Annotated in this window: 15 protein-coding genes; 4 read left to right on the plus strand and 11 right to left on the minus strand. The window is 71.6% G+C overall.

Going from position 1 to position 13,465, the window contains the following annotated elements; all coding sequences use genetic code 11:
- Nucleotides 1–54 precede the first annotated feature (54 nt).
- Nucleotides 55–1,188: a methyltransferase domain-containing protein gene (locus ACFYNU_RS23185; protein WP_356588379.1), complete on the plus strand. Its 1,134-nt coding sequence runs from the start codon at nucleotides 55–57 to the stop codon at nucleotides 1,186–1,188.
- On the opposite strand, the gene ACFYNU_RS23190 is transcribed toward ACFYNU_RS23185, so the two are convergent.
- Both ACFYNU_RS23190 and ACFYNU_RS23195 read right to left on the minus strand, forming a co-directional pair.
- Nucleotides 1,157–1,708 carry a DUF402 domain-containing protein gene (locus ACFYNU_RS23190; protein ID WP_356588381.1) on the minus strand — a complete coding sequence of 184 codons (552 nt, stop codon included), beginning with the start codon at nucleotides 1,706–1,708 and terminating at the stop codon, nucleotides 1,157–1,159. The two genes, ACFYNU_RS23185 and ACFYNU_RS23190, sit on opposite strands and share 32 nt — an antisense overlap.
- A complete protein-coding gene (locus ACFYNU_RS23195; protein WP_356588383.1) occupies nucleotides 1,689–2,612 on the minus strand; it encodes a GNAT family N-acetyltransferase in 924 nt (307 codons plus the stop codon). Before ACFYNU_RS23195 ends, ACFYNU_RS23190 begins: the two co-directional genes overlap by 20 nt.
- 110 nt (nucleotides 2,613–2,722) lie before the next feature.
- Here ACFYNU_RS23195 and ACFYNU_RS23200 point away from each other — a divergent pair, with 110 nt between their 5' ends.
- Nucleotides 2,723–3,097: a GntR family transcriptional regulator gene (locus ACFYNU_RS23200; RefSeq protein WP_356588385.1), complete on the plus strand. Its 375-nt coding sequence runs from the start codon at nucleotides 2,723–2,725 to the stop codon at nucleotides 3,095–3,097.
- A gap of 32 nt (nucleotides 3,098–3,129) precedes the next feature.
- On the opposite strand, the gene ACFYNU_RS23205 is transcribed toward ACFYNU_RS23200, so the two are convergent.
- The 7 genes from ACFYNU_RS23205 to ACFYNU_RS23235 all read right to left on the minus strand — a co-directional run bounded on the left by ACFYNU_RS23205 (nucleotide 3,130) and on the right by ACFYNU_RS23235 (nucleotide 9,458).
- A complete protein-coding gene (locus ACFYNU_RS23205) occupies nucleotides 3,130–3,990 on the minus strand; it encodes an ABC transporter permease (RefSeq protein WP_356588387.1) in 861 nt (286 codons plus the stop codon).
- Entirely contained in the window at nucleotides 3,950–4,882 is a 933-nt protein-coding gene (locus tag ACFYNU_RS23210; RefSeq protein WP_356588389.1) for an ATP-binding cassette domain-containing protein, read from the minus strand. Before ACFYNU_RS23210 ends, ACFYNU_RS23205 begins: the two co-directional genes overlap by 41 nt.
- Nucleotides 4,879–5,346 (minus strand): MarR family transcriptional regulator, encoded by a 468-nt coding sequence (locus tag ACFYNU_RS23215; RefSeq protein ID WP_356588391.1) that lies wholly within the window; start codon nucleotides 5,344–5,346, stop codon nucleotides 4,879–4,881. Before ACFYNU_RS23215 ends, ACFYNU_RS23210 begins: the two co-directional genes overlap by 4 nt.
- A 98-nt stretch (nucleotides 5,347–5,444) precedes the next feature.
- Nucleotides 5,445–6,554 carry a DUF5925 domain-containing protein gene (locus ACFYNU_RS23220; protein WP_356588393.1) on the minus strand — a complete coding sequence of 370 codons (1,110 nt, stop codon included), beginning with the start codon at nucleotides 6,552–6,554 and terminating at the stop codon, nucleotides 5,445–5,447.
- 134 nt (nucleotides 6,555–6,688) lie between these two features.
- Nucleotides 6,689–7,480, minus strand: a complete 792-nt coding sequence (locus ACFYNU_RS23225) for a polysaccharide deacetylase family protein (RefSeq protein ID WP_356588395.1) — start codon at nucleotides 7,478–7,480, stop codon at nucleotides 6,689–6,691.
- Nucleotides 7,477–8,571, minus strand: a complete 1,095-nt coding sequence (locus ACFYNU_RS23230; RefSeq protein ID WP_356588397.1) for a glycosyltransferase family 2 protein — start codon at nucleotides 8,569–8,571, stop codon at nucleotides 7,477–7,479. Before ACFYNU_RS23230 ends, ACFYNU_RS23225 begins: the two co-directional genes overlap by 4 nt.
- Nucleotides 8,568–9,458, minus strand: coding sequence for a glycosyltransferase family 2 protein (locus ACFYNU_RS23235; RefSeq protein ID WP_356588399.1), 891 nt, complete (start codon nucleotides 9,456–9,458; stop codon nucleotides 8,568–8,570). The genes ACFYNU_RS23230 and ACFYNU_RS23235 overlap by 4 nt, the downstream gene beginning before the upstream one ends.
- 512 nt (nucleotides 9,459–9,970) lie before the next feature.
- Here ACFYNU_RS23235 and ACFYNU_RS23240 point away from each other — a divergent pair.
- Nucleotides 9,971–10,774 carry an SGNH/GDSL hydrolase family protein gene (locus ACFYNU_RS23240; RefSeq protein WP_356588401.1) on the plus strand — a complete coding sequence of 268 codons (804 nt, stop codon included), beginning with the start codon at nucleotides 9,971–9,973 and terminating at the stop codon, nucleotides 10,772–10,774.
- Between the two features lie 303 nt (nucleotides 10,775–11,077).
- On the plus strand, nucleotides 11,078–11,335 hold the full coding sequence (locus tag ACFYNU_RS23245; protein ID WP_356588403.1) for a hypothetical protein: 258 nt from the start codon (nucleotides 11,078–11,080) through the stop codon (nucleotides 11,333–11,335).
- Between the two features lie 277 nt (nucleotides 11,336–11,612).
- Here the strand turns inward: ACFYNU_RS23245 and ACFYNU_RS23250 are convergent, their stop codons facing one another.
- Both ACFYNU_RS23250 and ACFYNU_RS23255 read right to left on the minus strand, forming a co-directional pair.
- Complete coding sequence (locus tag ACFYNU_RS23250; RefSeq protein WP_356588405.1) at nucleotides 11,613–12,395, minus strand: ABC transporter permease; 783 nt, start codon at nucleotides 12,393–12,395, stop codon at nucleotides 11,613–11,615.
- A complete protein-coding gene (locus ACFYNU_RS23255; protein WP_356588407.1) occupies nucleotides 12,392–13,438 on the minus strand; it encodes an ATP-binding cassette domain-containing protein in 1,047 nt (348 codons plus the stop codon). The genes ACFYNU_RS23250 and ACFYNU_RS23255 overlap by 4 nt, the downstream gene beginning before the upstream one ends.
- Nucleotides 13,439–13,465: the final 27 nt, after the last annotated feature.

A 13,465-nucleotide genomic window follows, 5' to 3' on the forward strand; every position in this document is an offset into this window, starting at 1 on the left:
GTGACCGAGAGCCCGCCGGTCCGGACTGTCGGTGGTGGATGGGACCATCGTCGTATGACCCCGATCGACTGGGACGACGCCGCAGACTCCTTCGACGAGGAGCCCGACCACGGGCTGCTCGATCCGTCCGTGCGCAAGGCGTGGGCCGCCAAGCTCGCCGGCTGGCTGCCCGCCGAGCCGTCCCGGGTCCTCGACCTCGGCTGCGGCACCGGCAGCCTCGCCCTCCTCGCCACCGAGCAGGGCCACCGCGTCACCGCCGTCGACCTCTCGCCGCGCATGGTCGGGCTCGCCAGGGCCAAGCTCTCGGGCACGGACACCGAGGTGCTGGTCGGGGACGCCGCCAGACCGCCCGTGGGGGAGCGGACGTTCGACGTGATCATGGCCCGCCATGTGCTCTGGCTGCTGCCCGACCCGGACCGGGCCCTGACCCACTGGCTGTCGCTGCTGCGCCCCGGCGGACGGCTGCTCCTGATCGAAGGCGTCTGGGCCGGCGCCGGACTGCCGGCCACCCGCGTCACGATGTCGGTGGCCCCGCTCGTCGAGCGTGTCCAGCACGAACATCTCTCGGCCGACGCCGCGCTCTGGGGCCGCGCCGTCGACGACGAGCGGTACGCGCTGATCGCCCACGCCGCCCAGCACCGCCGCCACACGGAAGTGGTCGACGTCCATCTGATCCTGCGCAGGGGGGACGAGGTGCTGCTCGCCCGTCGGTCCGGCACGGGCTACGCGGACGACCTGCTGAACGCACCCGCGGGCCATGTCGAGGACGGCGAGGACGTCCGTGCCGCGATGATCCGCGAGGCGGCCGAGGAGATCGGCGCCGCCCTGGACCCCGAGGATCTGCGGACGGCGCTGGTCATGCACCACCGGGGCCCCGGCGGACGCCCGCGCACGGGCTGGTTCTTCGAGGTGCGGTACGACGCGGAGCGGGCGTCCTGGGAGCCGTACAACCGCGAGCCGGGCAAGTGTTCGGGCCTCTCCTGGCACCCGCTCGCCGCACTCCCGGACGACATGGTCGCGTACTGCCGCGCGGGCCTGGAGGCGTACCGGGCGGGGGAGCGCTTCGTCATCCACTGGCACGAGGACGCCGACCCGATCGCCCACGACCCGGACGGCATACCGCGCGCGGTCCTGCTGACCAAGACGGATCCCGACGCTACGGGCGGGGCCGACCCAGCAGGGTTGTGAACGCGCCGTCGCGTACGAGGAGTTCGAGCTCGTCCAGCGCGCGGCGCGCCGCGTCCGCCGCCACCGGGTCCCGGTCGGCGAGACCGCTCTCCTCGAACTCGTCCTCGTCGAGCCGCAGGACGGTATCGCCGTCGGCCGACGCCCAGAGGTCCAGGTCCAGATCCTCGACCAGCAGCTCGTAGCGGAGCGCCCCCGGTCCCCGGCCGTGGACGACGGTGGGCCGTGTCACGTCGCAGTACCAGCCCTTGAGCGTCCCGTCGCCCGTACGGACCTCCTTCACCGCGTACCACCGGTCGCGCCAGTAGTGCTCGGTGAAGACGTCGCCGGGCTCGAAGCGTACGAAGCCGAAGTCCCGTACACCGGGGGCCGCCCAGGGCGCGCGCACCACCAGATGCGTGCCGTCGTCGGCGACCAGCGTCGCGGGGTAACGGATCTTCGTACGGCCCGCCTTGACCAGCCGCACCTCGACCTGGACCCGGCCGGTGGTCCCCGGCCCGGCCTCAGCCGAGCTTGCGGACATGGCGTACCTCCGAGGCACAGATCTCGTAGCCGAGCCAGGTGTTGACCGCGAGCATCGGCTCGTTCCCGGCGTCGTTGTTCGTGAAGGCGTCCGTGTAACCGGCCGCGCGGGCGCGGCGCAGCGAGTCGACCTTGGCGGCCTTGGCCAGACCCCGGCCGCGATGGTCGCGCAGCGTGCCCGTCATGGCCGACAGATAGCTGGTCGCACCGTCGGTGTGGGCGGCGGTGAAGGCCGCGATCCGGCCGTCGTCGGCGACCACGACGGTGCTGAGTCCATGGTCCAGACAGGGGTGGCGCCAGGTGTGGTTCAGCCAGTCCTCGTAGTCGTCGAGGTCCCTGCTCATGTCGCCCGGTTCGTCCGACGTGGCCTCGGCGTCGGCCTCGAACACCGGCCGCGGGTCGTCGGCGAAGTCCGCCGCCGTCGCCAGGGTGTATCCGGCGGGCAGATCCAGGGGTTCGAGCGGCGCGCCCGCTGTCAGATCCAGCCGCTGGAAGTGCGCGGTACGCAGCGGCGAATAGCCCCGGCGCCCGGCGAAGGCGAGGCTCGCCGGGACGTCGTTGACCCAGGTGAAGAAGGTGGTCGCGCCTTCGGCGGCCAGATGCTCCTCGGCGGCCCGCAGGATCGCCGATCCGACGCCCTTGCCCGTGTGGTCGGGGTGCACATGGGGGTTGAGACGGGCCACCCCCGGCTCGTCGCTGTCGTACGCGAGCGCGACATGCGAGGTGCCGACGACCTCCCCGTCGTACTCGGCGACCAGCATGCGGTACTTCGCCGCCGGGTGGGCGCTTCGCACGGCGAAGAGCAGGGCCTCCTCGGTCGTGATGGCGGCCTGCGCGGAGGCACGCCGGACACGGACAACGGCGGCGGCGTCCTCGGGGCGGAAGTCACGAACGATCACGGTCATGGAGCGGCACGCTACGCGGACGCGCCGCCACGTCGCCTCTTATTTTCCGGCCGGGAACGCGGGCGGCGAACACCGGCGCGGAACACGGGGGATGGGGGACAATCGGCCGTGTGACCTTGAGAATCGCCATCGACGACGACGCTGCCGCCGCCCCGTACGAGCAACTGCGCACCCAGATCTCCGAACTGGCGCGCTCGGGCGCGCTGCCCGTGGGACACAAGCTTCCGACGGTACGGGGCTTCGCCGAGGAACTGGGCCTCGCGGCGAACACCGTCGCCAAGGCCTACCGGGCGCTGGAGTCGGACGGGGTGATCGAGACACGCGGCAGGAACGGCACGTTCGTCGCGGCGGCGGGCGAGGCGGCCGACCGCAAGGCGGCGGCAGCGGCCCAGGAGTACGCGGAGCAGGCGCGGCGGCTGGGACTGGCGCGGGCCCAGGCGCTGTCGCTGGCCGAGGACGCGGTGCGGGCGGCGTACTCGCGCTGAACCGCCGTCGCCGCCGTCGCGGTCGGCCGTACTCATCTCGCCAGCCGGCCCAGCAGGGACGACGCCGCGGTGATGCCCACGAGCGCCGCGAAGATCAGCACCCCGAAGTCGAGCAGCAGATGGGACGGCGTGCCGAGCAGAAGTCCCCGCAGCGCGTCCACCTGGTAGCTGAGTGGGTTGATCTTGCTGACCACCTGGAGCCAGCCGGGCATGATCGCCACCGGGTAGAGGGCGTTCGAGGCGAAGAAGAGCGGCATGGTGATGGCCTGTCCGATGCCCATCAGCCGGTCGCGGGTGAGGACGATGCCCGCGATCGTGATCGACAGGCAGGAGAAGAAGGCCGAGCCGAGGACCACCACGACCGCGACGCCGAGCAGCTTCAGCGGATTCCAGGTCAGCGCCACCCCGAGGGCGGCGGCGATCACGATCACGACGACCGCCTGGATCAGCGCCTTGACCCCGGAGGCGAATGCCTTGCCGCTGATCAGCGCGGCTCTCGGGGTCGGGGTGACCAGGAGTTTGGTCAGAATGCCGGCGTCCCGCTCCCAGATGATCATGATGCCGTAGAAGATCGCGATGAACATCGCGGACTGCGCGATGATGCCGGGCGCGAGGAAGTCGATGTACGGGATGCCGCCGGTCGGGATGGCCCTGATGTGGGTGAAGGTCTCGCCGAAGATCAGCAGCCAGAGGGCGGGCTGGATGGCCCGGGTGTACAGCTCGGTGCGGTCGTGGCGAAGCTTCTGGAGTTCGACCACGCACATGGCGACGACCCTGGCGGGCAGCACCCGCCAGCCCGTTCGGGGCGCCGGCGGTACGAGCAGCAGCTCGAACCGCTTGGGATCGACGGCCTCAGCCGAGTCGGGACGCCGTCCGTCGTGTGCTTCTGACATCGCTGTAGTCGCCTCCTTCCTCTTCCAGGCCCTGGCCGACCACGTCGCGGAAGACGTCCTCCAGCGTCGGGGTGGAGCCGTCGTCCGCCGTCGGGGTGCCCGCCTCACGCGCCTCCTTACGGCGGCGGTCGCGCAGCTCCGTACGCAGTTCGTCGGAGGTGCCGAGCGCGTGGATCCGGCCCCGGTGCATCAGCCCGACCCGGTCGCAGTACTGCTCGGCCTCGTCCATGTAGTGCGTCGTCACCAGCACCGTCATGCCCGTGGCCTCCCGCACCGCGTTGATGTGCTCCCAGACGCTGCTGCGGGCGATCGGGTCGAGCCCGATCGTCGGCTCGTCGAGCATCAGCAGCCGGGGCGCGCTGACCAGCGCCTGCGCGAGTTCCAGCCGGCGGATCATGCCGCCGGAGTAGGTCTTGGCCATCCGGTCGGCGGCGCCGGTGAGATCGACGACTTCCAGCGCCTGCGTCACCCGGGCGGCGCGTTCGCGGCGCGGGACGTCGAAGACGCGGGCGAACAGCGCCACGTTCTCGCGGCCCGTCATCGTGGCGTCGGCGGACAGCTGCTGCGGTACGTATCCGAGCAGGCGCCGTACCGCCATCTTCTCGTTCGCGGCGTCGTGCCCGAACACCTTCACCATTCCGGTGGGGACCGGCAGGAGCGTGGTGATACAGCGGATGGCGGTCGTCTTGCCGGCGCCGTTGGGTCCCAGCAGGCCGAAGATCTCGCCTGTACGGACGGACAGGTCGAGGTGGTCGACGGCCTTGGTGTCACCGAAGGAGTAGTCCAGCGCGCGACAGCTGACGGCCTCTTCGGCGGCGCCGTCGGGGGTTTCAGCGGCGTCATAGGGGGTTTCGTCGGGGTTCCCGCCGGCGGCGAGAGGTCCTCGGGTCATGCCCCCTCCACCTCCTCGTGCAGATTCCGGGCGAGGCTGCGCAGCGCCGGAAGCGCACCGGCCAGGGCCGACCGCTCGTCGTCCGTCAGCCGGGCCACCTGTTCGCGCACCAGCGCGGAGCGCCGCGCCTCCCAGTCGGCCAGCCGCGACATCGCCGCGGGGGTCGGCATCAGCAGGACGGCCCTGCCGTCGGCGGGATCGGTGTCGCGACGCAGATAGCCGGCCCGGCTGAGCTGATTGACCAGCGTGGAGACCGAGTTCCCGGCGAGGAACAGCTCCTTTGCCGCGCCCGAGACGCGGATTCCCGGGCGGGCGGCGACCAGGCGCAGCAGATCGACCTGCGCGCCGCGCAGGGGTGGGGCCGTCAGACCGACCCTCAGCCGTCGCCGGATCGTGCGCTGCACTCCCGCCAGCACGTCGGCGAGTGAGTCGGAGAGCGAGTCGGGGAACTCAACCGCAGTCATGGCTATATTTTAGCTCTGAATGGGAGGAATCGCCCAAAAGGTACAACCGGGGCGAGTCGGCTCCGGGGGCGGCTCCGGGGGTCGACTCCGGGGGTCCGCTACAGATACAGCCCCGCGTCGACGCCCTTCGACTGGCCCGGGACCGATGTAGGGCCGGCGCCGCGGCGCAGCGCGAACAGCTCGGCCAGCGTCGCGCCTTCGCGGCCCACCGCGCCCTCCCAGTCGCCCTCCTCCCGGCCCAGCCAGCTCTCCGCCTCCGGGCGGGTCAGCGAACCGACCTCGATCCGGGCCAGACAGCGGCCGGGCCGGACGACCGCCGGATGCAGCCGCTCCAGATCCTCGTTGGTCGTGACACCCACCAGGACGTTCCTGCCCTGGCCGAGCAGCCCGTCCGTGAGATTCAGCAGCCGCGAGAGCGCTTGGCCGGCCGTGTGCTTGGCCTCGCCGCGGATCAACTCGTCGCAGTCCTCCAGGAGCAGCAGCCGCCAGCGGCCCTTCGCCGAGCCCTCGTCCTCGCCGATCGCGATGTCCATCAGATAGCCGACATCGTTGAACAGCCGCTCCGGGTCCAGGACACAGTCGACCTGGCACCAGTCACGCCACGACCGGGCCAGCGTCCGCAGCGCGGAGGTCTTCCCGGTCCCGGGCGGTCCGTGCAGCAGGAGCAGCCGCCCCGCGATGTCGTCGGGGGTCACCTTCATCAGCCGGTCCATCGCGTCGGCCACCGGGGCGGTGTAGTTGGCCCGCACCTCGTCCCAGGTGCCGGCCGCGATCTGCCGGGTCGTACGGTGCGGACCACGGCGCGGGGACACGTACCAGAACCCCATCGTCACGTTCTCGGGCACCGGCTCGGGCTCGTCCTGCGCGCCGTCCGTCGCCTGCGCGTGCACCTTCTCGGCGAGTTCGGACGTGGTCGCGGTCACCGTGACGTCCGCGCCCCGGTTCCAGCGGGAGATCAGCAGCGTCCAGCCGTCGCCCTCGGCGAGGGTGGCGCTGCGGTCGTCGTCCTTGGCCGAGCGCAGCACGGTGGCGCCCGGCGGCAGCAGCGAGACACCGGACTTGACGCGGTCGATGGACGAACTGTGCGAGTGCGGCTGCTCGCCCGTCGCGAAACGGCCGAGGAAGAGCGCGTCGACCACGTCCGACGGCGAGTCGCTGTCGTCGACGTTGAGCCGAATCGGCAGGGCGTCCTGAGGCTTGGCAGACATGCGGCCCATGATCCGGCACGCGCGCCCCCGGCGCACGGTGTTTTGCCCGGTGACGCCCGGACCTGTCCCCGCGCGGTCGGCCGCCGCGCGGGCGGGACGGGGCCGGCGCGTACCCGGCCCCGGCCCCGTACCGCTCAGCCCTCGCCGATCCGCCGCGCCACCCGGCGGGCGCCCCGCACCACCGCGTACCCCTTCGTCAGCGCCCGGTCGGCCGCGAAGGCACGGCCGAGCGCGCGGCCCTCGACCAGCCGCCCGAACTCCGCGATGTCCGTGGAGCGCCGCACCGTGAGCCGTCTCAGGGCGTACGGCCCCTGGGCGCGGCGGGCCGGCGCGTTGCCCACGGCCAGGGACTGCGCGAAACCGGCCGCCCGGACCGCGTGGCGTACGCGGCGGGTGGAGTAGCCGTACGGGTACGCGAACGACACCGGCGCCGCGCCCAGTTCGGCGGTGACGATCTCCCGGCAGCGCACCGCCTCGTGGCCGAGCCGCCGGTCGTCCAGCTGGTCCAGCTGCGGGTGCGTATGGCTGTGGCCGCCGATCTCCACGCCCCCGGCGGCCAGTTGGCGCACCTGGTCCCAGTCGAGCATCGTGTCGGGCGCGCCGCCCACCTCGTACGGGCCGCGCAGCCACCCCGTGGACACGAACAGGGTGGCCGCGAAGCCGTGCCCGGCCAAGGCCGGGAGGGCGTAACGGTGCACGCCCTCGTAACCGTCGTCGAACGTGATCAGCACCGGCCGCGCCGGCAGCCGCCCCGTACCCCGCCAGACGGCGGCCAGCGCGGCCGTCGTCAGCGGGGTGAAGCCGCGCTCGCCGAGCAGCTCCAGCTGCTCGGCGAACGCGTCGGGCGACACGGACAGTCCACGCACCGACGGGGCGGGCCGGTGCGCGAGCGCGTGGTACATCAGGACCGGCACACCCGCGTTCATACCCGCACCGGCCTGTCCGGCCTGTCCGCCCTGTCGGCCCTGTCCGTCCTGTCCGCCGGCGTGATCGGGCCCGAGGCGAAGGTGACCGAGCCCCGGCGTACGCGGGCGCTGCCCACCAGATAGCCGGCCGTCGTCGTCAGCACCCCGGCCACGATCGCCCCGGCCCGCGCCGCGCCGCCGCGTTCGCGCCCCGCCCCGAGGCCCGCCGAGCGCCCGGCCCCGCGCACCGCGTCGCGCAGCCCGCGCGCCACCCCCGCCGGCAGGACCCGCGTGGCATAGCGGCGCTCCGACTCAAGTCCCTTGCCCGCGCCGACACTTCGCGCGACCAGGGCCTTCGAGAGCCCTTCGGCGTAGGCGCGCTCGCGGAAGTATCCGAACCGCGCACGCGCCGGGGGCACCTTGTGGTGGATCACCGCACGGTCGTCGATCAGCAGCACCGCGTGCGGCAGCGCCCTGCTGAGCCTGATGCACAGCTCTGTCTCCTCGCAGCCCAGCGGACGCTTGTCGCCGTCGCGCCCGATGCCGGTCGCGAAGCCCCCGGCGGCGTCGAACGCGGTACGGCGGAACGAGGCGTTGCCGCCCAGGACGTTGCGCACCCGCACCTTGCCGGGCGGCAGACCCCGGTACGTACAGCCGACGACCCAGTCGAACTCCTCCGGGAACCAGACCGGCCGGCTCCCGGACGACCAGGCGGGCAGCGTCCTGCCGCCGACGGCCATCACCCGCGGATCGCCGTAACCCGCCGCGAGGTACCGCAGCCAGTCGGGCTCGGCGACGGCGTCGTCGTCCAGGAAGGCCACGAACTCCCCGCGCGCGGCGGCGATTCCGGTGTTGCGGCCGGCCGAGAGCCCACGGGGCCCAGCGTTGGCGAGGACCCGCACCTCCCCGCCGTCCGCCGCCGGCGGACCGGCGTACCGGGCGAGCAGCCGGGCCCGCAACGCCTCGTTGTGGTCGACCACCAGCAGCGTCTCCACGGCCGGCATCGACTGGCTCCGTACGGAGTCGACGGCGGCCAGGATGTCCTCCCAGCGCTCCTCGGTGTACACGCAGACGACGACGGAGAACGCCCGGTGGAGGTGACGGTCGGTCAAGACGCCTCTCCCTGCCTGACCACGGGCCCCGCGAGGCCCGTGTGGACGGCGAGCGGCAGCGGGAGCGCCGGCCGGACGGCGCGCGTCCGGCGCCGCGCCGCCCTCGGGACACCCCTCTCCTGGAGGATGACCCGCAGGACCCGCAGCCCGTCGCGTACGGCCCGGAGATTGCTCACGCCGTGGATCCGGTCGTACTCGTGGCTCGGGATCTCCTGCACCCGCAGTCCGGCCTTGACGACCCGGATGTTCATCAGGGTCTCGACCTCGAAGCCGGTGCAGTCGAGCGTGATCCGGTCCAGGCAGTGCCGCCAGAAGGCGTTGTAGCCGTAGCAGAGATCGGTGTAGCGGGCGCCGAACTTGGCGTTCACGACCGCGCACAGCACATGGTTGCCCAGCTTGCGGATCAGTGTCATGTCGTCCGTGCCGCCGCCGTTGGCGAACCGCGACCCCTTGGCGAAGTCGGCGCCCGACACGAGGGCCGACACATAGCTGACGATCTCCTGGCCGTCGGCCGAGCCGTCCGCGTCGATCATCACGATGATGTCGCCGGTGCAGGCGGCGAAGCCGCTGATCAGGGCGTCGCCCTTGCCCTTGCCGCGCTGCTCGACCACCTTGACGTCCGGCCACAGCTCCCGCGCGACGCGGACCGTGGCATCGGTCGAATTGCCGTCCACGAGGACGACTTCATGAATCCAGTCGGGCAGTGTCTTGAATACGTACGGCAGATTCTCGGCCTCGTTCATCGCCGGGATCACCACGCTCACCGGCGGCGCGATGGCGAGATACGAGGAGACCGGCCGATAACGGCCGACGGTGTGCCGGCTGTCGAGCGGCGCCACGGTTAACGGGTCTTCGCCCGGGGCCGCCGGGCGCAGGAATGAGCTCACGAGATCTTTTCCCTCTCCACCGGTGGACCGCCCGCCCCCGGGCGGTCCGGATGATGTGCCGGTTCGAAAGGGGGGTTCTCACCCTGTACGTGACAGCGTGGATCTCCGTGCCTGTCAGGTGAGTTGTCGAGATTCGAGTGCCGCGCGGCACCCCCCTACCGCGCCCCGCCCGGGAGCCGTCGCGACGTCCGAGCCCTCCCCTGAAGTCGCTCTCCATGACGGACCGATGCGGGTGGATGTCAGAAGGTATTGATACTTACGACTGTATGGCAAGGGCTGCGACATGACCGCGCCTATTTGCTATTTGGCCTTACTTCGACGGTGGTTTCCGGAACCTCCGTGTTCCGATTAACTCGATCTGTTAAGCGGTGCGATCCCGTTCGGGCCACTTCGAGCGGTATACGCGCGTCCATCTGCAAGTTGTCACCGGATCTACTTGGCATGAACACTTCCAGCGAAGTCCTGTGCCTGGTACGAACGTTGGAGCAGAGATCCTGCTCGATGGAGGTTCCATGAAGCTGTCCAGATTCGCCGCGTTCTCGTCCACGCTCCTGCTCGGTGCCGTTCTCGCGTTCACCGGAGCGGGCCAGGCCCAGGCGGCCGAGGCGGCGGCGCTCGACTATGTCGCCCTCGGCGACTCCTACTCCTCCGGCCTCGGAGCCGGTCCCTACGACAGCGCCAGCGGCAACTGCAAGCGCAGCAGCAAGGCGTACCCGTCCCTCTGGGCCGCCGCCAACTCACCCTCGTCGTTCGCCTTCACCGCCTGCTCGGGCGCTCGTACGGGTGATGTGACCGGCAGCCAGCTCGGCCCCGTCAACTCCGGGACGGACCTCGTCAGCATCACCGTCGGCGGCAACGACGCCGGTTTCGCCGACGTCATGACGACCTGTGTCCTCCAGTCCGAGGCCAGTTGTGTGAATCGGGTCAACACGGCGCGGGCCTACGTCGATTCGACGCTGCCCGGCCAACTGGACGCCGTCTACGACGCGATCAGCGCCAAGGCGCCGGCCGCGCAGGTCGTCGTCATCGGCTACCCGCGCTTCTACCAGCTGGCCGGCACGTGCGTGGTGGGCATGACCGAGGTCGAGCGCGGCGCCATCAACGGCGCGGCCGACCACCTCAACAGCCTGCTGGCCAAGCGCGCCGCCGACCACGGCTTCCGCTACGCGGACGTGACCGGCACCTTCAGCGGGCACGAGATCTGCTCGCCGTCGACCTGGCTGCACAGCGTCACGTTCCCGCTCGGTGAGTCCTACCACCCCACGGCCCAGGGCCAGTCGGGTGGTTATCTGCCGGCCTTCTCCTCGGCCGTCTGACCACCGCCGGGCCGGCCGTCCGATTCGGCCGTCTGACCCAATCGCGGATCGTACGAACTGACCGCCGGGTCCGCACCTGTCCGCCCGTCCCCTCGGGCGGGCGGACAGGAATCGACGTTCGACGCGATCGAACATTTCCGTGGTCGATTGTCCAACTCGCCCTGGAATACAATGGATTCACCGGGCGGGGTGCCATCCCCCGACGGGTGTTGTCAATCCCCGAGGCGGGATACACGTGTGTCCCATGGGGGCGATAGGGTTAACCTGCCCGAGCCGGGTGCCCTCGTACGGGTGGGGAGTGACATGGATCAGATAACGGTGCACAGCAGGGCGCGAGTCCCTGCCATCACATGTGGGAGCAGCGCGACCAGTTCACGGCTCGACCGTCATCTGTCGGTGCTGGGCGGCCCCGCCGTCCCGCAGCGCGAGACGGCCGAGGCGACGATGCTGATGCGGGAGTTGACCTCGCGGGACGAGGTACGGACCCGCAAGAGCGCGCGTGTCTCCCTGTTCGCACCGCTCCGGCGGCTGCGACGGTCCCTCTTCGGCAGCCGCCGCTGACTCAGCCGGTCGGCGTCCGCCGACCCCCGGACAGCGCTCGGGCGATCACGCCGTACCGACGCAGCGCCGCTCCCCGCTCGCCCGTCACTCCCAGGGCGCGCGGCGGTGCGTCGGTGTGCTCGCCGAGTGCCCGGACCGTCCCCGTCCCACGGTGCCGCCACCTCACCACCCGGCCAGGTGAACCGGCGGCCCAACAGGACGGCGGCGACGGGCTGTTCGCCCTGACCGGCCGTTCACCCCGCCGGCCGTTCACCCCGCCGGCTGTTCGCCCGAGCGGTTACTCGCCGCTCCTGGTGTATCTGCGGACCGTCAGCGGCACGAACACCACCAGGAGCAGCAGACTCCACAGCAGCGCGCCAGCCACCGGCTCGGCCGACGGCCAGGCCGCTTCGGCGTTCGGCGTTGCGTTGCCGCACAGATCGCGTACGGCGGCGGCGACCGCGCTGATCGGGTTCCACTCGGCCACCACGCGCAGCCAGCCCGGCAGGCCCTCCGTGGGGATGTAAGCGTTCGAGATCAGCGGCAGGACGAAGGTCACGCTGCCCAGTTGACCGGCGATCTCCTCGTCGCGGATGAGCAGCCCGAGATACGCGCCGAGCCAGTTGGCGGCGAAGCGGAAGAGCAGCAGCAGTCCGAAGGCCCCGAGCGCGCCCGGGACGCCGCCCTCGATCCGCCAGCCCACCGCCAGACCCACGAGCACCAACGGCACCATGCCCACCACGGTGGTGACCAGATCCGCCGCCGTCTGCCCAAGCGGTACGGCGATCCGGCTCATCGGCAGCGTGCGGAACCGGTCCATCACTCCGCGCTGGGCGTCCTGCGCGGACTGGAACATGCCGGTCATGATGCCCCCGGCCGCCGTGGCCGCCAGCAGTCCCGGCACCAGGAAGGCCCGGTACTCCTGGCCGGGTGTCGCCAGCGCGCTGCCGAAGACGAAGCCGAAGAACAGCAGCATCGTGATCGGCATGGTCTGGGTGAGGACCACCACCCCGGGGGAGTGCCTGATGCGCTGGAGATGGCGGCCGAGGACGGCCGTGCTGTCGTAGGCGACGGTGCTCACGCGGCGCTCTCCTCGATGGTCCGGACCGTGGCCGTGGCCGTGGCCGTGGCCGTGGTGGTGGTCGTGGTCGTGGTCGGTGCGGCGGCAGGGGGCGCGCCCGTCCCGCCGGTCAGCCGCAGGAACACCTCGTCCAGCGTCGGCGGGCGCAGGCTCACGTCGACCACCGGCACCCCGGCCGCGTCCAGCGCGCGCACGATCCGGGGCAGGGTGAGAGTGCCGTCGGTCGTCACGGCTCCCACCGCCCGCCGGTCCCGCTCGATCACCGGCTCGGTGCCCGTCAGTTGGTCGAGCACGCCCGCCGCGGCGAGAAAGGCCCCCTCCGTGGTGTCGTCGGCCAGCACCACCTCCGCGTACGACCCGATCCGGGACTTGAGCGCGGCGGGCGTGCCCCGGTGCGCCGCCCTGCCGTGGTCGATCAGCACGATGTCGTCGGCCAGTTGGTCGGCCTCCTCCAGATACTGGGTGGTGAGCAGGACGGTCGTCCCCTCGTCGGCCAGCTCGCGTACCGCCGTCCAGATCTGGCCCCGGCTCTGCGGGTCGAGCCCGGTCGTCGGCTCGTCGAGGAAGAGCACCTGTGGCCGGGTGAGGAGGCTGGACGCCAGATCCAGCCGGCGGCGCATCCCGCCGGAGTAGGTGCGGGCGGCCCGGTCGGCCGCCTGGTCGAGTTCGAACCGCTCCAGCAGTTCGTCGGCGCGGGCCCGGCCCGCCGCTCCGCGCAGCCGCAGCAGTCTGGCGAAGAGCCGGAGATTCTCCCGGCCGGTCAACTCGCCGTCCACGGAGGCGTTCTGGCCGGCGACGCCGATCGCCGCGCGGACCGCGGCGGCGTCGCTCACGATGTCGTGCCCGGCGACCCTGGCTGAGCCGCCGTCCGGTGCGCTGAGCGTGGTGAGGACGCGTACGGCGGTGGTCTTGCCCGCGCCGTTCGGTCCCAGCACCCCGCAGACCGTGCCCCGGGTGATGGCGAGATCCAGCCCGCGCAGGGCGTGGACGTCACCGAACCGCTTCTCCAGACCTTCACTAAGTACAGCGTACGTAGTATCCATGCGGCTCACCGTACCCCACTACGTACG

It is taken from the genome of Streptomyces sp. NPDC006643 (assembly GCF_042870175.1).
GTDB lineage: Bacteria > Actinomycetota > Actinomycetes > Streptomycetales > Streptomycetaceae > Streptomyces.